The organism is Portibacter lacus, assembly GCF_021533215.1.
Lineage (GTDB): Bacteria > Bacteroidota > Bacteroidia > Chitinophagales > Saprospiraceae > Portibacter > Portibacter lacus.
This window is the reverse complement of record NZ_JAJNKA010000012.1, coordinates 176,573-195,895: the sequence shown is the minus strand read 5'-3', so window position 1 is coordinate 195,895 and position 19,323 is coordinate 176,573. Positions and strand designations below refer to the sequence as shown.

At 36.8% G+C, this 19,323-nt stretch carries 13 protein-coding genes; 5 read left to right on the top strand and 8 right to left on the bottom strand.

Annotation, left to right across the window (positions count from 1 at the left end):
- Positions 1-13: 13 nt before the first annotated feature.
- The 6 genes from L2586_RS18825 to trhO form a co-directional block, all read right to left on the bottom strand.
- Positions 14-1,321: a LamG-like jellyroll fold domain-containing protein gene (locus L2586_RS18825; protein ID WP_235294495.1), complete on the bottom strand. Its 1,308-nt coding sequence runs from the start codon at positions 1,319-1,321 to the stop codon at positions 14-16.
- A gap of 52 nt (positions 1,322-1,373) precedes the next feature.
- Positions 1,374-2,846, bottom strand: coding sequence for a RagB/SusD family nutrient uptake outer membrane protein (locus L2586_RS18820; RefSeq protein ID WP_235294494.1), 1,473 nt, complete (start codon positions 2,844-2,846; stop codon positions 1,374-1,376).
- 10 nt (positions 2,847-2,856) lie between these two features.
- Positions 2,857-5,829, bottom strand: coding sequence for a SusC/RagA family TonB-linked outer membrane protein (locus L2586_RS18815; RefSeq protein WP_235294493.1), 2,973 nt, complete (start codon positions 5,827-5,829; stop codon positions 2,857-2,859).
- Between the two features lie 281 nt (positions 5,830-6,110).
- Positions 6,111-8,678 (bottom strand): helix-turn-helix and ligand-binding sensor domain-containing protein, encoded by a 2,568-nt coding sequence (locus tag L2586_RS18810; RefSeq protein ID WP_235294492.1) that lies wholly within the window; start codon positions 8,676-8,678, stop codon positions 6,111-6,113.
- A gap of 325 nt (positions 8,679-9,003) precedes the next feature.
- A complete protein-coding gene (locus tag L2586_RS18805) occupies positions 9,004-11,952 on the bottom strand; it encodes a gliding motility-associated C-terminal domain-containing protein (RefSeq protein WP_235294491.1) in 2,949 nt (982 codons plus the stop codon).
- A gap of 58 nt (positions 11,953-12,010) precedes the next feature.
- On the bottom strand, positions 12,011-13,054 hold the full coding sequence (gene trhO / locus L2586_RS18800; protein WP_235294490.1) for an oxygen-dependent tRNA uridine(34) hydroxylase TrhO: 1,044 nt from the start codon (positions 13,052-13,054) through the stop codon (positions 12,011-12,013).
- 135 nt (positions 13,055-13,189) lie between these two features.
- On the opposite strand from trhO, the gene L2586_RS18795 reads away from it, so the two are divergent.
- Complete coding sequence (locus L2586_RS18795; protein WP_235294489.1) at positions 13,190-13,858, top strand: lipoprotein signal peptidase; 669 nt, start codon at positions 13,190-13,192, stop codon at positions 13,856-13,858.
- A 28-nt stretch (positions 13,859-13,886) separates the two neighbouring features.
- Here the strand turns inward: L2586_RS18795 and L2586_RS18790 are convergent, their stop codons facing one another.
- On the bottom strand, positions 13,887-14,933 hold the full coding sequence (locus tag L2586_RS18790; RefSeq protein WP_235294488.1) for a hypothetical protein: 1,047 nt from the start codon (positions 14,931-14,933) through the stop codon (positions 13,887-13,889).
- A gap of 385 nt (positions 14,934-15,318) precedes the next feature.
- Positions 15,319-16,191, bottom strand: coding sequence for an outer membrane beta-barrel protein (locus L2586_RS18785; protein ID WP_235294487.1), 873 nt, complete (start codon positions 16,189-16,191; stop codon positions 15,319-15,321).
- Between the two features lie 200 nt (positions 16,192-16,391).
- Here L2586_RS18785 and L2586_RS18780 point away from each other — a divergent pair, with 200 nt between their 5' ends.
- The 4 genes from L2586_RS18780 (at position 16,392) to L2586_RS18765 (ending at position 19,292) form a co-directional block, all read left to right on the top strand.
- The gene (locus L2586_RS18780; RefSeq protein ID WP_235294486.1) at positions 16,392-17,198 is read left to right on the top strand and encodes an alpha/beta hydrolase; all 807 of its coding nucleotides are present in this window, start codon (positions 16,392-16,394) and stop codon (positions 17,196-17,198) included.
- Between the two features lie 31 nt (positions 17,199-17,229).
- Positions 17,230-17,931 (top strand): tRNA (guanosine(46)-N7)-methyltransferase TrmB, encoded by a 702-nt coding sequence (trmB, locus tag L2586_RS18775; protein ID WP_235294485.1) that lies wholly within the window; start codon positions 17,230-17,232, stop codon positions 17,929-17,931.
- A complete protein-coding gene (locus L2586_RS18770) occupies positions 17,921-18,757 on the top strand; it encodes a glycosyltransferase family 2 protein (RefSeq protein WP_235294484.1) in 837 nt (278 codons plus the stop codon). Before trmB ends, L2586_RS18770 begins: the two co-directional genes overlap by 11 nt.
- A gap of 91 nt (positions 18,758-18,848) precedes the next feature.
- On the top strand, positions 18,849-19,292 hold the full coding sequence (locus tag L2586_RS18765; RefSeq protein ID WP_235294483.1) for a hypothetical protein: 444 nt from the start codon (positions 18,849-18,851) through the stop codon (positions 19,290-19,292).
- The last annotated feature ends 31 nt before the right edge of the window (positions 19,293-19,323 follow it).

Below are 19,323 nucleotides of genomic sequence, written 5' to 3'. Positions count from 1 at the left end.
GTTAATTGCTTAACTATTTCTCTGAGTTGTATAATGTTTCTACATCTTCTGCACTAAAAGGTGCTTTGAAAATTCTGATGTCATCCAAGTCACCTTTAAAGTGATTAGATGTTGGAGTGTTATAATCTCCCCAAGGCTCACTTGCCCACATCGGACTATCTATAGATTTAATAAATCCTAAAGCTAAGATCGGTTCTACATCTGATTCGTTTCCTCTATAAACCACTCCTGTTGTTGCTTGCTTGCATGCTCCAGCAACATCACAATCAGGCCATAAATTAAAATCTTGACTCTTCATTAACTGACCGTTAAAATACATTCTACCTTGTTTCGTTGTAGAATTATAAGAACAAACGACATGTACCCACTTGTCTTTTAAGATTTCTGCAACACCTCCTTCTCCAAGATTCGCTACAAAATCCCATCCTTGCCAACCACCATTGTCTTTGTCTTCACCACTTCCGTTAAACCAAAGGTCTTCTCCAGTAACGTCGTCATTTTCTAATTTGTAACTCATTGCTAATTTACAAGAGCCAAAATCTGCTGGAATTTCAAATTGGAAACCAAAAAACGCACCTAATCCCATTACAAAATGAGAAGCTGGGTTTCCACCTGCATCGATATGTCCTTCTGTGTTAGTCTTCATCCAAAATGACAGGGTGAAATCATTATATGTCATCATCTGATCTGCATCAGGAATCTCAATTATACTCACATCTCCATCGAAAGATGCTGTACTATTTCCTTGACCGAATCTATCCGTTCCCATTTCTATTCCCACAACATTGTCTGGGTTATAATTTCCTAGGATGTCATCCGTTGTACCATCAAAGTTATAGTAAGCTAACTGGTCATCTGCTTTAGGTACAATAACCGGAGCTCTTCCTTCTGTTACAAAAGTTCTAGAAACGGTCGACATTGTACCACCATCACTAGACTTAATATTACTTAATGTCAGTGTGTGGCTGGTTCCTCTAACCATCTCTTCTGAAGGAGTTATGGTAATAGCAGAACCTGAGCTCGTTACTGTAGAAGCAACATCCCCGTCAGCGTTAGAAATCGCTACGTTAGACACATTGACTGTTGTTCCATCTACTGCTTTATCAAGTGTAATGGTAATTACTGAATTCAAAGCAACATCTGCAGCTGATGAAGCTCCGTTCAGATCCTTAGTAACTGCTGATCCATCAGCAAAACTCGTTCCTACTGCTTCGATAGATGCTATGGTTGGAGCAAGTATCGGATCTGGATCGTCTTTACATGAAGTAAGCGTAATTGCAGATAGCGCAAACAATGCTAAGCAATAATTTAAAATTTTCATATTCTAAGATTTTTAATTGATTTAATATATAATGTGATTCAATATCACTTTTTTAATATCCTGGATTTTGTGTAATTCTTCCTTGCGAGATGTCCACTTCCGACTGAGGAATAGGAAACAACTCATTCTTTCCTTTGATAAAACCAAGAGGTCCTAATATTGCCTCTGCTCGATCAGTTCTCACCAAATCCCAAAATCTTAATCCTTCGATGGCAAATTCGTATTTTCTTTCTTCTAAAATAAGTGTTCTAAGTTCGTCCTTATTCGTCGTTGTATAGTCTGGTAAAGTTTCCTGATCTCCTCTTGCACGTTCTCTTATCTGGTTCAGAAAGGTCAATGCTTCTGCAGACTTTCCGTTCTCATTTAACGCTTCAGCATGCATAAGTATGATGTCTGCGTACCTGATTATCCTCCTATTATGTCCGAATGAAGTCCTCGTATCCGTTCCTGGATACCATACTTTCTGATTGTAACACTCTATTTCTACAATTTGGCCATTTTCTCTAGTAGTATCTGGCGTAGCGCCATCACCTGTGATCGTTATTCCGTCTAACACTTCATTAAGAAATATTACTGATGGATCTAATCTAGGATCGTTGTTCTCTTGCATTTCATCTATTAGCGTATAAGATGGTCTACAAAAACCCCAACCTCTATTAGGCGTTCCACGAACACCTTGGGTATTCGCAAACTGGTTACCACCTTCTGCAAAAGATTCTGGTTTCGCAGCTATTTCGAATACGGATTCCGCGTTGTTCTCATTAGCCGCCGGAAATACTTCTGCGTAATCATCCATGAGTTGATACTCATTAGAATTGATCACTTCTTTGGTTAATTGCTCCACCGCTGCAAAGTCACCATAAAACAACTTCACCCTTGCTAACAACCCTTGAGCTGCACCTTTCGTCGCACGTCCTAGATCTTCAGGACCATAATCAGACCTTACTGGTAGATTAGCTATTGCATTTTCTAAATCCGGATAGATCACTTCATTAAGTATAGTTTCTACAGAAGTTCTTCCCAAGTCAATTGGTGCATCAATGACGGTAACCATTGGCACCGCCCCGAATCCTCTTACCAAGTCTGCATAAAAGAAGGCTCTTAGAAATCTTGCTTCTGCGATGATTCTTGTTTTAAGGTTTTCTTCCATGTCAATGTTAGGTACTTCATTGATAACTAAGTTCGTTCTTCGGATTGCTTCATATTCTGTTTTATACCAAGCTTCTATACCTCCCTCTAATGCGGTGTGCGTAAATTTGTCATATACTGCCACCGCCGTTCCATCACCAGGATTACTTCCTTTGACCGCGTCATCTGCCATGAGGTCAAACAATGGGAATCCGCCTGTATTAATCTGCCAAGTTCTTAATATATTATACGCACCATTAATTGCTAAAACCGCGTCATCTGCATTAGCAGGAAAAGATCCAACAGTTAATGCTGCTCTAGGTGGCTGAAATAAAAAGTCATCACTACATGATGCTGCAAATACAAGAACGGTCGCTATTACTATTAATTTTTTCATGTTGTTTCTTTTAAAAATTTGCATTTAACCCTACAGAAAATACTCTTGTAATCGGATAGACACCCGTATCTATTGCTCCATTAATGGCATTCGAGGCTCCTATTTCAGGAGAGAAGCCACTGTACTTAGTCAGTGTAAATATATTCGTCCCCCTTACATAAACATTGGCACCGGAAAATCGCATCTTGTTCAATATTCCATTAGGAATTGCATAATTCAACGTCAAGGATCTTAATCTCAGGTAAGAACCATCTTCTACGAAATAAGAGGATGGTTGGAAATTTGCACCTCCCAATGATGGTCTGAAATTTTCATTTGTAGATCCTTCCCCATCCCAATAGTCATTGTATCTCGCTTCATAATTCAGAGTCGTAAATCGAATGGCTTGTTTCCCATTGTAAATGTAGTTACCCGCCTGTCCTTGGAAATCCGCGGATAAAGTAATGGTCTTATATCCAACTTGAGCATTGAAACCATATACGAAATCAGGGATTGAATTACCGATAATGGTTCGATCATTACCATCTAATACTCCATCACCATTTATATCTTTGTATTTAAGATCTCCCGGCTTCTGGCCAAATAAGCTTGGACTGTTTTCCACTTCTGCTTGATTCTGAAAAACACCTTCCACTTCATAACCATAGAAATAACCGATCGGGTTTCCTACGGAAGAACGTGAAACTCGTTGTCCATTACCGAGATCACCACCTATCAGCAATGAATCTGCTCCGAATCCTTGACCGATATTGGTCACTTCATTCTTTATCGTTGTTCCAAGTACTCCAACTGAATAAGAAAAGTCACCGATATTATCTCTATATCTCGCGTTCCACTCTAGACCTTTGTTGGTAACATTAGCAGCATTGAAAAAGATAGATCTAAAGGCTCCTATTCCTAAGTACCCTGCTGGTTCTAATGGAACTAAGATATCCGTTGTATTCTTATAATAGTAATCCATTTCCACGGTCAACTTATCCTGCATGATTCCTAATTCGAAACCAACATTAGCTTGATAAGTATTCTCCCATTTTAAATCTGGATTTCCACCACCATCGAAGGTAGCTCCTGGATAGATACTTTCATCTTCTCCGAACACGGCATCTGTTCCACCTCTTATCAAAGCATACTGTGCACTTCCAGGTATCTTTTCATTTCCAATTCCACCTACACTTCCTCTTATTTTCAACTTATTGATCAGGTCGCTATTAAAAAAGCCTTCATTCGATACATTCCATCCAAGTGCCACACTTGGGAAGTAACCATAAAGATTGTTCTTTCCAAAATTAGATGATCCATCTCTTCTTAAGGACGCCGTAAATAAGTAACGACTATCGAATGAATAATTCACTCTTCCTAAGTAGGAAATGATCGTTGATCTTCCCGCATTATTGCTCACATTCTCGAATTCATTCTGACCAGCATCTAGATACCAGAATAATGGATCTTCTCTGATCAATCCTTCCGTATTTCCCGCTATGAATTCATTCCTGCGATCTTGTGTAGAATATCCTACTACACCAGCAAATCGGTGTCTGCCGACTTCATTATTATAACTTAAGGTGTTTTCGAAAATGAGATCTGTAGAGTTGCTATTAGAGTAACTCAAGTCATTCACTTCATTCTGCTGCAAAGGCCCTACAAAATATTGAGGCACGAAAGATTTCGTCTTTCCAGCATTAAAGTCAAACTGCAAACTAGACTTAAAGGTGAAGTTGTTTAGAAAAGTAAAATTGGCATATAAATTACCCAAGCTTCGGAGGCTATTCGAATTGCTATTCGAATATTCGATCGCTGCTAAAGCATTTCCGCCTGTTACATCTGCAAAGGTTACTCCGTCTTCCAAGAACGGTTCATTAATCGGCCAAGCTCTCAGTGCCGTATTTATCACTCCGGGAGAATTTTCTTTATCACTAACTAGCATCGAAAGGTTAAGACCAACATTGATATTTCTAGAGAGATTGTATTGAGAATTCAGCTTTGCTGTTAATCGATCTAACGCTGACTTATCAAGAATACCTTGCTGACCGAAGTAACCCAGTCCGAAGTAGAAAGTTGAATTTTCAGATCCACCACTGATCGACATATTCGCATTCGTGATCGGTGCATTATTATTGATGATGTGATCTAACCAGTTCACATCAGGTAGGACATCTAGATTGTTATAAGTTCCTGGCTCTATCTGATTAATATAAGTTGCGAATTCTCGGCCATTCATCACCTCTATCTCATTCGAAATTGATTCAATCGATTGCTCGATGGAAAAACTGATTTTGTTTTTTCCTGATTGCCCCGTTTTTGTGGTGACGATGATGACTCCAGCGGCACCTCTCGAACCATAAATGGCAGTGGCGGACGCATCTTTCAATACTTCTACAGATTCTATATCGCTACTATTCAATAAAGAGATTGCGCTCACATCCGTGATAACTCCATCTATAACGGCGATCGGATTGTTATCATTCAGGGTGGTAATCCCTCTTAGCCTTACAACTGGATTTGCTCCTGGGTCTCCACTTGTACTCAGAATTTGTAGGCCAGCGACTTTACCTTGCAATGCTTGAATAGCATTACTAGAAGGTACTTTAGTAATTTCTTTTGACGTAACTTTAGCAACGGAACCCGTGAGGTCTGATTTTTTAATGGTTCCGTAACCTATCACGACTACCTCATCTAGCACTTCATTATCTGGTCCTAGAACAATTTCTAATTGGGTTTGGGTAGAAAGTGCAATTTCTTGCGTTTTGTATCCGATATACGAAAGGACAAGAGTATCACCTGAATTCGCTTCTAATTCAAATATTCCATCTAAGTCAGTCAGTGTTCCATTTCCTGTATTCTTTATTAAAACAGAAACACCGAAAAGGGGTTCATCTAAATCACTTGCTGTAACTGTGCCTTTGTAATTGCTAGATTGAGCAAAAATACTGGATGACAAAGTCATGCAAATGAAAGCAAACAGAAATTTCTTTAAGTAGTGCATAGATATATTTTTTCGACAGTTATGTTTGAGTCTCAAGTAAAACTCATTCAAATATACGGTTATAACGAATGAGAGCTTATTTATGTTTGTTTTAAATAACTCACAAAAAACTCATCATATATATTTTATTATAATATGAAAGTCTGATAAATGACTTTCCTGAAATCTTGCAAAAGCCCAATATTCAGACATTTCGAATCATTATGGTTAACAAAACAATTGAAGTATTGTGGATTTAGTAGTACTGAATTAGGTTCGAAATAATTTAATGTGAGAAACGCCTAAATTTCTTGGAGATATCCTTTCAAACTATCTTCCACACCCAACTTTTTTCGCAATCGATAGCGTTTATTTTCGATAGATCTAACAGAGATATTCATCAACGGTGCGATTTCCTTAGAAGAAAGATCCATCCTAATATATGCGGCAAGTCTTAATTCACCATTTGTAATACTTGGATGTTGCTGTTTCAGTTTTTCTAAGAAATCTTCATGAACTTCCGCAAATGTACTTTCAAACAATTCCCAATCGTCATCACTATTAATACTTTTTTCGATCAGGTGCAATACCTGTCTTCTTTTATCGGCAGAAGTGCTTTTCATTTCCTTTGCAAGTGTCGCTTTTAGATCGATCAACATTTTATTTTTTTGGACAAGTGTCATTGTGCTGTTAGCAAGCATCTTGTTCTTGTAAATCACATCATTTTCCAGTTCTGCATTTTTAGCTTTTATTCTTTCCGACTCTAGTTCTTTCTCCTTTTCTTTCTGTAATTTCTCTCTTTGTTTGATAAGGTGTAATTGCTGCCTTCTATTAAAAAAATAGACTACGAGCCCTCCTAAAACGAAATACAAGATTAATCCAGGCCACGATTCATACCAATGCGGTTTGATTTCGAACTTAGCAACTTCATTGCCATTAGACAATCTCAGGGTATAAGAACCGTCTTGAAGATTATTAAATTTCACATATCCATTCTTTGGTAAATTATACCATGTTTCGTCCCAACCTTCTAGATTATAAGTCATTAAAATATTCTGGGGATCTAGAAAATTAGATCTAAACTGAAAACTCACATCATTCTCTGAAGGATCAAATTTTAATGCCTGATGATCATTAACATCTAACATGGAATCATTAACCATCAAATAGTCTAATTCAATTTTATCTTTTGCTGATGTGTTATAATCATAGGGGATCTTAATATATCCGTCATTAGAACCTACTATAAAATAATCCCTTACGCCCTGTGGTTTATTGTATCTAATATTGCTGATTTGTTCTTCGGACAGCACCTCATTAACTGCTTTTACGTATTTATAAATGGCAAGGTCGTCGTTTTTAAAAATGGCTTCTTCTGGAAACTCCTCTGACTTAACACCATTTTCATTGATAAAGTATTTTCGACCGTCATCACTTACCGCAACGCCTTCCTCTGTTCTGATAAAGACGGGATCGCTTACTGTTATAGAGTCAATCACTACACTTTCAAGAACTTCCGTTAGGTTATCTTCAAGCATAATCCGTTGAATACCATAATGTGGATGATATCCAAAAAGGGTATTATTTACAATTTCGAAATTTTCAATTAATATATCTCCATTTCTAATCCTAGTGCCTGAAGTCCATTCTCCTTTCACCTTTTTAAATAAAACGAGTCCTGTGTAAGATGATTCCAAAAATACATTATCACTAATGGCTTTCATGCACCATCCACCTGTAATATCAGAAATCTGCTCGAAGGAATTTCTGGTGATCAAATAGGTACCCCGATTATGACCACAGATTAAGTCTCCATCTATTTCCAATAAAGACCAAACTTGCCCTTGGGAACCGTCTATAATCTGGAAACTTCCATCCTTATTCTGAATGTAGACCCCTTGGTTTGTTCCTAGGTAAAGCGTGTTGTTATGAATAATAGAGGTAAAAACGGAACCCAGCTGCCCATTCTTATCATACAAATAAGTTAAATCCGTATTGAGCTTTATTAGATCAATGCCTTTATCTAAACCACACCAAAGATTCCCGTGCGTATCCTCGAACAGACTAAGAATCGTGTTATTAGATAATCCGTTGGACTTATTGATATGATACTTAATCGACATTAAATCTTCAGAGATATAAACACCATTCAGAATTGTTCCTATAACGAAGTAGCCGTTCATAGTTTTTATAAGGCTATTGATTTGTTCTTTTTGGAGCAGGTTGTTCAACTCCGATTTAATCGGAATAAAACCCTTCACTGACTTCCTAAATAATCCACTATTCTGGGTAGCGAAAATTCCTCCTTCGCACATCCCCACCACTTTAGAGCCTTCTGGAAGCTCATTTTCTGACAGGACTTCACTGATTACTGAGTTTCCACCAGCATTCGTAATTTCATATATCCCTGATTCGATCTTAGGGAGTAGAAATTGACCATCTACTGTTTTTCCAAACATAATATTTCCAGGAGATTCGACTTTGACTAATTTTTCATAGTCATATTCATAGACCTCAGAAAAAGATTGGAAGAAAAGCTTAGAGGTATCACCGAATATATTCCAGTATTCTTGATCTGTATTGATGAGTATCGTATCTGCAATAGGAATATAGTTTTCTTCAACCCTTCCGAAAGTCTCATATCCAGAAGCATACACCTTGCAATCTTTACCTAAAAAAACGGAACGTGATCCTCTATTTTGTGGAAGCTTGATCAATGTCCATTTCATCCCATTATAAACAAGAACACCTCCTGAATTAGCAACATATATATTACCGTCGCATCCTTCTGTAATGGACCAATTCTGATTTACGGCATTATAATCAACTGGAGAGAATGGAATAATCTTAGGAATTTCCTGTGCTTTCATTACCATTGAAAAGCAAACAAAAAAGAATACCAACCCTATTTTCTCAAAAGAAATATCCAAAATACTTAACTATAATTTCTTCACAAGATTAGGAGTTTCTAGCAAATTTCCTAATCAGAAAATCAATGGTACTGTAATATAGGACTTGGCCTATTGTATTTTAACCACGATAGTGACACATTGAAGCAGAAGAAAGGCTAATAAGGAGGTCGTTCAATCCGACAGCAGTTTCGATCTGGAAGCACTTTGGCTATGCTAGAATTCTTCAACCATCACTGATATCATCGCTTAAAGCGCTAACATCATAGAATTTGCGAGAAGTATTCTATCTTAAGAGGGTAACTTCTCCTCGAACAAGCTTAGTCGTACCATCTATCAGTTCAACTACTGCAGCATATGTAAACACTGCATTATTAAGCGCCTGGCCATCTTTGCGGCCGTCCCATCCGTTTTCCTCATCACCCATTCCTAGATTTTGAACAAGAAATACCTGCTCTCCCCATCTATTAAAAATAGCAAGGCTATTAATCTTAGTCGGGTATTCATCTCTAGCATATAAGGTAAATCGGTCATTAACACCATCATCATTAGGAGAAAAAATATTTGGAGCAAAAACTGGAACATCGATGTCCACTTCTACAGGGATAGATCTTGTATTAGAACATCCATTAATATTCGTTACTTCTAGACTTATGGTCGTGTCATCTATTGTCTTAAAATAAAGGGTATCAGATTCACCAATTAAGTTACCATTAGCATCAAACCAATTCACGCTTTGGATTTCGTCAAATGGTGTATTATGACTTGCAACGAAAGTGTACAATTCATTGTATCCTATCGTAACATAATCAGGCATTTCAAAAATGATCTCAGGTTGCTGCTCTACTTCTATTTCTACAACTAGCTGGCAATCGAAACTATCTAGAACCATTACTTCATATAAACCAGCGGTCAGGTTATCCATAAAGTCATCTTCCGCCTGAATACCGTTTAAAAAATACTTAAATGGCGCTGTTCCTCCTTCTACATTAATCACTTGGATTAAACCATCCTCTGTTTCGAAGCAGGAAGGGTCAATTTTCACGACTTCCATTGAATCTGGAACATTTTCATTCCTGAATACATTCATAGAATCACTGGTTTCACATCCACTCTCGCTATTAATCACATTTAATATATAAGTCCCTTCAGAACCCACGACAATGCTTTTCAGATGTGGAGGTGTGTTAATAATTCCTTTTTCTACAAAAGTCCATTCTATATCTAAAGGCCCGCTAGACACTACTCCATCAATAGATAGTTCTTTCGTATTACATTGCCACATTTGATCATCTCCTGCATTAGCAGTCGGCATATCTTTATTTTCTTCAACTGTAAATGGTACTCTCGTTACACACCCATTATTCGCGATAACAGAAACTTCATAGTCTCCAGGCAATGCGATCTGTAGTTCATCCGCTGCGACTACAAGTCCATTCGGCTTAATCCAATTCGCATTATTAACTGGCAAGTCTGAAATAAATGATGCGGTTGTTGTTTCTTCTAAACAAGTCAACTTACCGTAAGTTAATTCTATAAGCGGTTTATTTTTATCTTCTAGCACTGTAAAAGTGGTGTCATTAACACAGCCATTTTCACCAATGATGGATAACGTAAACGTTCCTCCTTGATTTAAAGTAAAACTTGGATTGGTATTAACGAATCCATTAGCGCCTTCCCACATTAAGCTGGCAATTGGGTCTATCTCCACAAATTCAACCATTCCAATAGGATTCAAGCATGAAATGACTGGAATATTAAGGTCAAATTTCGGTGCACCCATACTTTCCACTACATTTAGAACAGCTGTACCTTCACATACCGATTCTAGATCAGGAAAAATCACTTTGAATTCATATGCTCCAGTTTCCGACACACTTAAGTTGATATCATTACCTATAACTACTCCATTACTTCTCCATTCATAGGTTACATTTCCTGTGTAATTCGTAGAAACCTCAGGAGATATAAGTAGATCATCTGTATCACAATCTAATGATACGGTGGTAGGTAAGTCTATATCTATGTTAAATCCTTCTATGATAAATTTGTGAAAAATGTTACAAACATCTTTATCTGGTCTTAAATATTCTCCTGGCGTGCAATACTCTATCCCGAATAGTTCGAAGCAACCTTCAGACCCACAATTTACAAATGTCCCATAATCAACCGTATCGTTTTCTAATAACTTAAACGGCTGCACGACTTCTATACAATTTGCTGTATTTTCAATACATGTGATGGTTGTCGTTTCAGCAATCAACTCACCGCAATACGGATATGGTTCGTGTGAACACACATAGATTGTATCCGCTGTCATTTGTGTTATATCTCTAGAAAATACATTGATCGGTGATGCATCCAAGCACAAAGAAGGAGAACACATCTCGATGTCATCATGAGGAAAAATTTCAACTGAAAGCACATAGTCTCCTGGCACTTGCCAATCAACGTCTATTTCTCTTGCATTGGGATCTCCAAGAATAACACCACTTCCCGCAGGTTCAATGGTCCATTCATAACAGTATAAATCCAAATTGCTAAAGCTATCGAGTGGAAATGCACCAGCTTTTGCTTCACAAGTAGGAGCTTGATAATTATAAATGATATTATTTCCAGAACAAACGTTGTGGTTATCTTGAATTACAATTCCATCTTCTTCAGTACTTATCCCTGAAACATCATCCTTCCAGTCAAATATATATGGTGTAGTATTTATTCCGGAATTTACTTCTATTCTAAAATCGCATGTAGAGGTTAATCCTGGCGTTTCATATCCATCTATATATAAATAGTAGACTTTTCCTGGTATTGCAGCATCTGTCCATAAATTAGCTGGGCTTGCATTAGGGAATGAATTACAGACTACCTTTTCATTAAATTCAGTATCACCGTAAACCCCAACTTGAATATTAGCATTGGGATCGGCGCCACAGTTAGAATAAAAAATATCAATATCAAACTGAAATGAAGTCGCGATAAATGAAAACCAAAGTACATTATCTGCTTTTCCTCCACCACCCGGAAAACCTTCGCATAACGATGCTGGTTGTCCTACAACAGGTGATTCAGTATCTGGAAGTTTACCCGTATAACCGTCCAAGATGTCACCACAAAGAAAAGTTGACTTTGTAATAATCAGCCCTTTATCCGGATCTGGTAAATTGCACTGTGCACTGAGCATATTGCATAGCAGTACAATTGTAAAGAATAAAGTCGCTATCGGTTTCGTCATCTTATGCCACGGTTCCTAGTTTAGAGCTAATCTGCTTAGTCTATTCTAAATAGTTTTCTTATATTTCTAATGGTTCATCTTTCAGATCAGACTGAAACCGTCCTTTTCCAAATTTTGTCCCATTAAATTTGATTGTAGTCTTCAAAGCATTACGCTCATCTTCCTGCAAATTTATAAAATCTTTGCATTTAATTGAGCAACATCCTTCATATCTTTTCCCACATTCATCACATTGGATGAATAAAATATGACATGCATCATTGGCGCAATTCACATGAACGTCGCAATCATTGCCACACTGGTGACATTTCGCTATCACATCTTCACTAATTCGCTCGCCCATACGTTCATCAAAAACAAAGTTCTTACCTATAAACTTATTTTCTAGGTTTTTATTTTTCACTTGCCGCGCATATTCTATAATTCCTCCTTCTAACTGAAAAACATTTTCGAATCCCTTAGACTTATAATAAGCACTTGCCTTTTCACATCTTATACCACCAGTACAGTACATGAGCAGGTTGTGATCCTTTTTATCTTCTAACATTTCCTCGATAATCGGTAGAGATTCACGGAATGTTTCTACATCTGGAGTAATTGCATTTTCAAAGTGACCTACTTCAGATTCATAGTGATTCCGCATATCTAAAACGACTGTTTTATCACTAGACGCCAGCTCATTAAATTTCGCTGCATCTACATGAACACCTTTTTTCGTTACATCGAATGCATCGTCAGCTAAACCATCTGCTAGAATCTTATTTTTTGCTTTGATGGTCAATTTGAAAAATGACTTTCCATCATCTTCGATGGCGTAGTTAAGTCTTAAATTTCTCAAGAAGATAATCTGATCTAGGGTTTCCTTGAATTCATCCTTTCTAGCCGCTGGAATTGATATCTGAGCATTAATTCCTTCTTTAGCGACATAGATCCGACCTAGCACTCCTACCTTCTGGAAAATAACGAATAAATGATTTCGGAAGAAATTAGGATTCGCGATGTGATAATAATGATAAAATGAAAGCGTTAATCTTTCTTCATTGCTTTCTTGAAGTTGCTTTTTCAACAACTCCTTATTCACTCTGTTGTGAAGACTTTTCATGAAATTTGATTTTATGATTTTAAACTTTTGCAGGAAATTTTACCTCGACAAAATCGAGCACAAAGGTAGATTTTAAATTAAATAATAAAAAATTCCGTTATAACTTATATTTTTGTCCACTGAAAATTCAACAAATTGAAGAAAACTACCATTGTAATTCTCGTTATTATTGCCGTTTTAATCCTTGATCAGATTTTAAAAATATGGGTAAAAACCAACATGTTCTATGGCGAGACCTTTGGTATTCTAGGGCTCAACTGGGCGCAGATCCATTTTGTAGAAAATGAAGGAGCAGCTTTTGGCTTGAAATATGGCGGTGATGCGGGAAAGCTGGCGCTAAGTATTTTTAGAATATTTATGGTGAGTTTCTTAATCTATATGATCAAGAAAATGATCCAATCCAAAGAACCACTAGGTTTCTTAGTTTTCTTTTCGCTGATTATCGCTGGTGCAATAGGAAATATTATCGACAGTATGTTTTACGGAGTGATTTTCTCAGAATCCATGCAACATGGGCAAAACATCGCTGAAATGTTCCCTGAAGGAGGAGGATACGCTAAGTTTTTCTTTGGTAAAGTGGTAGATATGCTCTACTTCCCTTTGTTCGAATTCAGAATGCCTGAATGGTCACCTTTATGGGGCGGTCAGATCGTTAAGTTTTTCCGATTTGTTTTCAATATAGCGGACGCCTCTATTTCTGTTGGTGTAATTGGTATCTTATTGTTTTATCGGAGGTACTTCACTAAGTCAGCTACTAAAAATACCGACGCAGATGGAGTTGCCAAACCAGAAGTTGCATCCTAAGCACTTTGGCCTACTAGCCTAAAAGATACTAAAAGCATCCTTCTACATATTCGATACTCGGCAAACGACCAATACTGTAAGCGTCAATTTTTCCATTTTTATAAAGAAAATTCAGTCGATAATTCCTGTCTTTTCGATCTGAAGGAACATAAAATAAATCCTGTGCAAGGGTATCGTATTTATTAGGCATCTCTTCTATTTTAACACCATATGCATCCAATACATCTTCTTTAAGCGATCCAATACCAATTCCTGACTTAGTCGCAATTCCATGAGTCTTAATGTATATTCGCTCTAATAATGCTTTTCCTACCGTACTATTAATCATTAATTGGACATCAAGAAAATCATTCCCTAAGCTATATATAGAACAGGTCTCTCCTTTATAGAGCTCTGTTAAATTAAATCCAAGAACAGACTCTATCTGCGTTTTATTCATTCCGATCTGAAGGGGACCATAAGATTTTAATCCAACTTTATATTCCGTCAAAAACTTAACTGCTGACGTCGCTCTTGCATTAGAATCAAGTTCTTCGCCGATTAAGTCATATGCGGCCCAACTTCCATTCTTAAAACCAAGAAAGTATGATTCATCGATCGGTCCTGATAAATTATCAAATTCGTAATCTCTGATCATAAACCCATTCGGATTAAACAAAGCTAACTTTTCATTCTTCACACTTGCAAAAAAGTTAGACATAACTGGCCTAAGCTCTTTCCCTTTGATGGCCATTATAAAGTTTCTAGAAGTATCGTAGACTTCATATTCTAGACCTTTCTTTAATGCAAAAAGACTAGAATTATATATTATCGTATCATACTCAAATGGGAAATATAGCTGATTCTTCTCATCCACAATACTCCAATAACCATCTTTTTCAACTGCGAATCGCCCAGGTATCATGCTTTTCTTGAGCGGTATGCATTGGTCATATGCTTTAGAGAGATCACTAACTTCGTCTTGCGTAATAGGCCATGGAGATTCTTCCGAAATGGAAATTGTGTTTTCTTTAACTTCTGACTTGCAACAAATAAAGCTTAATACTATGGATAACCAAAGTAGTTTAAAATACATGTGGGTGTTAGGTTTATTAAATGATGAACAAAAGTATACTTATCGCTGTTAATTCTAGAATAAATGTGGTTTAATATGAAGATGTGTCATATTCGTTCCTCTGATTATATGTAATTAAGCTAAGATCAGAACTTCTTTCGAAATCCAATTTTTAAGAAGAAAATTAAAGGAAGATAACCACAAACATTGTTTTTGTTCTTAATTGATAGAGAAACAAGGAAAATAAAGCTGCATTTTCATAGCAATTAAGAATAATTGTATAAATTTGCACAAAGTCTTAGGGATGCTATTCTTTGAAAGAGAAAAAAGTCCTAAAGTTTATTAAGTTTATAAACTTCAAGAGATGATCGTTGATCATCTCTTTTCTTTTAATCTTGATTCTAGTCTAGAATTTAAACCCTACCGAAAACTGGAAAGATAAGTTTTGATCATAATCATCACGCAAGATGTATTCTGATCCATTCAGTTCTTTATAAGAAACATCCATTGCTTTTCTCGTGATATCCATTAATCCATAGTCGACTCTTACACTTGCAAAGAAACTTTTATTGATGTAGTAAGAAACTCCACCAGAAAGACCTGCATCGAACCACTTGTACAATCCACCATCTTTATTCGTGAACTGGTAGTAAGCTCCTGCTACTTGAGGCATTTGATAGGTATTATCACCTACGATGGTAGTTATTGCGCCTGTTCCTTTAGATCTATAATCTGGGTCCGTAAGTGGTTTATCAGAATAGTAGTTATAATCTAATGATTGGATAAAGCTGAATTTTGTTTCATCACTCTGGTCATCAAATTTTAAGGTTCCACCTGAAGTTGGGTTAATTAAGAAACCAACATATATTCCACCAAAAATTTCAAACTTATCATTTGGTTTGTAATATGCATGGAAAGGCATATTGATATATGAATTCGTTCGCTCGAAAGTTCTTTTCGCATATCCTTTCTGAACGTTATTATCTACAGCTATTCCGAAGATATAATAAGAATCTCCAATAATCGAATCTTTAGATCCTACAGAAGAATAAGCTAATTCCGTTTTCACACCGAACTTATCTGTTAACTTGTATGCATAAGTTAGTCCAAAGTGGATTCCATTGTTAAGACCATGGCCTTCTATCATTCCTTCTTCTGAAGGGCCAAGAATTTTAGAGTAATTCAAACCTGCTCTAATTCCTATGTTGTATCGCTGAGCGTTAATACTTGTTACCGTAAAAACGATCAAAATAGATAAGCATAAACCTTTTAATTTCATAATCATATGTAATTGAGGGCGCAAAGATATTTAATTTTGTTTATTGTTGTGTGATTAGGTGTGGATAGAACGAATTGATTTCCCAAAATGTGACCTAAACTGTGTTTTTTAATACATTTTCATCATTGATCCACATCAAATAGTATCTCAAAGGGAACAAAACGCATTCAAAATACGTCTATAAGATATAATTAACATGAATGTCCTCATTTACAAGAAAAACTAGCGTATCTTTATTATCCACCATCGGATTTTATTCTATTATCGTGAGTTTTTTATTTACAGTACAGAAAAAATTGATCTTTAGACCTGACGCGCTTGCGAAGGATCATACTTTTCAATTTGACATTCCGTATAATGAATTCAATCTTGAGCACACAAATGGTGAAAAAGTTAATTCCCTTTTTTTTCCGAGTGAATCAGAATCCAAAGCACTAGTCATTTATTTCCATGGCAATTCCAGAAATTTACAACACTGGGGAAATTACCTTCCAGATGTCGTTAACCGAGGATACGATGTGGTGGCTATCGATTATCGAGGGTATGGGAAAAGTGATGGGACTGTAAGTGAAGTAGGCATGTATGAAGATGCCCAACTCGTCTATAAGTGGGCGCAAGAAAACCATCCTGAAAAAGACATTATTCTCTGGGGAAGATCTCTAGGCACTGGTGTAGCTTCTCATCTTTCTACTCAACAACCCGCAACAAAATTAATTCTAGAGACGCCTTTTTATAATATGCCAGAATTGGTTAAAACTAGATTTCCACTTTTAATTGTTCCTGTAGAATTAAAATATAAGTTTCCGAATCATGAGAACATTAAGAATAACAAGATGACGACCTTGATTATTCAGGGAACAAAGGATAGCATCGTACCATTTAAGTCTGCAAGTAAATTGAAAAAAATCCTTGAAACAGACGATCACTTCTTTACCATAAAAGGTGCTGGACATAGAAATTTGCATGAATTCAACGATTATCAAGCTGTACTAGACGAAATTCTCTAATAAGGCTTACCTTTGCGAAAAAAAACAAAGAATGGCTTCAAGGAACAAACTCCAGAAGTTTGCTGAAATCGTATCATTTCCAAACGTTTACGAAAATTATGACCCGAAGAATCCCGGGCTAGTTGGCGTTAATCAAGAACCCATAGACCTAAAAGGGAAGTGGAATGAATTACATTTCAAAAACGATCAACCTATTGTATTAGAATTAGCTTGCGGGCGTGGCGAATATTCCCTAGGCTTAGGTACGATGTATCCTAATCGGAACTTCATAGGAGTGGATGTGAAAGGCGCAAGAATATGGAGAGGAGCTAGGACTGCTCTAGATGAAAACTTAACGAATGTTGCATTTCTTCGAACTCGAATTGAACAAATAAATCTCTTTTTCGAGAAAGACGAAGTAGATGAAATCTGGATAACTTTCCCCGATCCTTTCTTAAAAGATAGTAAAGAAAATCGCCGATTGACTTCTCCGAATTTCTTGAAAAGATTTCGTGATTTCCTCAAAAAGGATGGTGTTATAAATTTGAAAACAGACTCTCCTGAGCTATATGCTTATACTCGAGAAATTCTTAGCACAGAGCCAGGTGTAGAAGTACTTTACGACAAAGACGACATCTATAAAGATCCGCTAGATTTTCCAGAATTAGATATAAAAACGTATTACGAAAGATCACACTTACTCGATGGCCGATTAATCAAATTCATCAGATTCCGCTTTAAAGATGAAGCCTGATTATAGCATATTAATTCCTACATGGAATAATCTCGATTTACTAAAGAAGTGTATTTCTAGCATTCGAGCGCATAGTCACCATAATTTTCAGCTTTTAATTTATGTCAATGAAGGAAGCGACGGCACCCAGGAATGGCTATCACAAGAAGGAATTTTATTTCTTGAAAGCAGTACGAATGTCGGGATATGTGTCGCGATGAATGCTCTGAGAAAGATTGCTGATGCGCCTATACTCTGCTATCTTAATGATGACATGTATGTCTTGCCAAATTGGGACACCTATGTCTTAGCAGAAATAAATAAAACAGAATCAGATTTCTTTATTTCCTCAACGATGATCGAGCCTAATGCTGCAGGAAATGCTTGCTCGATTAATGGAGATTATGGAAATGATCTCGATTCTTTCCGAGAAAAAGAGCTGTTAGCTGAACATGCCGATTTTGCTAAAAAAGATTGGAGTGGAAGCGCCTGGCCACCGTTATGGGTAACCGCAAAACTCTGGGATAAAATCGGAGGATTCAGCGAAGAGTTTTCACCTGGTATGTATTCCGATCCTGACATGGCAATGAAAGCGTGGGATGCTGGAACAAGAATATTCAAAGGCATTGCTGAAAGCCGTGTATATCATTTCGGATCTAAATCCACTAAGAGACTAGGAGTTAATACTGGGAGAAAGATTTTTCTTCAAAAGTGGGGCATAACCGCTCGCTACTTTTACAAGTATTATTTACGAATGGGAGAACCTTATCAAGGTGCATTGGGGGAACCAAAACATCCATTTTTAGGTTTGTTAATTAACAAGATGAAAAAACAAAAATCTTCCTAAGTTTAAAATAACAGAAAATTAACAGAAGGAAAGGAGCGTTTTCATTCATGCTTGACTTAGTTTTTTTAAATTTGTAGCACAACGGAATATTATGAAATACATTTTAGCACTTTTTTTATTAGCCATCTCTTTTCAAATAAACGCTCAGACTGAAGCGAATACTTGGAAAACCTTAGGAAAGATCACTTATAAAAAAGAGTACGATGAATTAATGGGTTTCAAGGTAGATGTTCCTGTTTTTAGTGATGATATCAAGGAAATGGAGGGCAAGGAGATTAAAATCAAAGGATACATCATTCCAGTAGAGGGATACAAATCTCATAAAGAGTTTATCTTTTCAGCTTATCCATATGCGATGTGTTTCTTCTGTGGAGGTGCAGGACCAGAAACAGTCATGGAAGTGAGCGCAGTAGAAGCTGTGAAATACACTGCCGAGCAAATAGAAATACAAGGTAAATTACAGTTAAACGATTCGGATGTTAATCGACTGATGTATATTTTAACGGACGTTAAACTGGTCAAAGAGTCGAATTAAGTCTCATCGACCCTCGAAAAGCGACTTAATT

Coding starts and splice junctions, on each gene's coding strand:
- L2586_RS18825 (WP_235294495.1), bottom strand. CDS start 1,321: ATGAAAATTTTAAATTATTGCTTAGCATTGTTTGCGCTATCTGCAATT.
- L2586_RS18820 (WP_235294494.1), bottom strand. CDS start 2,846: ATGAAAAAATTAATAGTAATAGCGACCGTTCTTGTATTTGCAGCATCA.
- L2586_RS18815 (WP_235294493.1), bottom strand. CDS start 5,829: ATGCACTACTTAAAGAAATTTCTGTTTGCTTTCATTTGCATGACTTTG.
- L2586_RS18810 (WP_235294492.1), bottom strand. CDS start 8,678: ATGAAAGCACAGGAAATTCCTAAGATTATTCCATTCTCTCCAGTTGAT.
- L2586_RS18805 (WP_235294491.1), bottom strand. CDS start 11,952: ATGACGAAACCGATAGCGACTTTATTCTTTACAATTGTACTGCTATGC.
- trhO (WP_235294490.1), bottom strand. CDS start 13,054: ATGAAAAGTCTTCACAACAGAGTGAATAAGGAGTTGTTGAAAAAGCAA.
- L2586_RS18790 (WP_235294488.1), bottom strand. CDS start 14,933: ATGTATTTTAAACTACTTTGGTTATCCATAGTATTAAGCTTTATTTGT.
- L2586_RS18785 (WP_235294487.1), bottom strand. CDS start 16,191: ATGAAATTAAAAGGTTTATGCTTATCTATTTTGATCGTTTTTACGGTA.
- L2586_RS18780 (WP_235294486.1), top strand. CDS start 16,392: ATGTCCTCATTTACAAGAAAAACTAGCGTATCTTTATTATCCACCATC.
- trmB (WP_235294485.1), top strand. CDS start 17,230: ATGGCTTCAAGGAACAAACTCCAGAAGTTTGCTGAAATCGTATCATTT.
- L2586_RS18770 (WP_235294484.1), top strand. CDS start 17,921: ATGAAGCCTGATTATAGCATATTAATTCCTACATGGAATAATCTCGAT.
- L2586_RS18765 (WP_235294483.1), top strand. CDS start 18,849: ATGAAATACATTTTAGCACTTTTTTTATTAGCCATCTCTTTTCAAATA.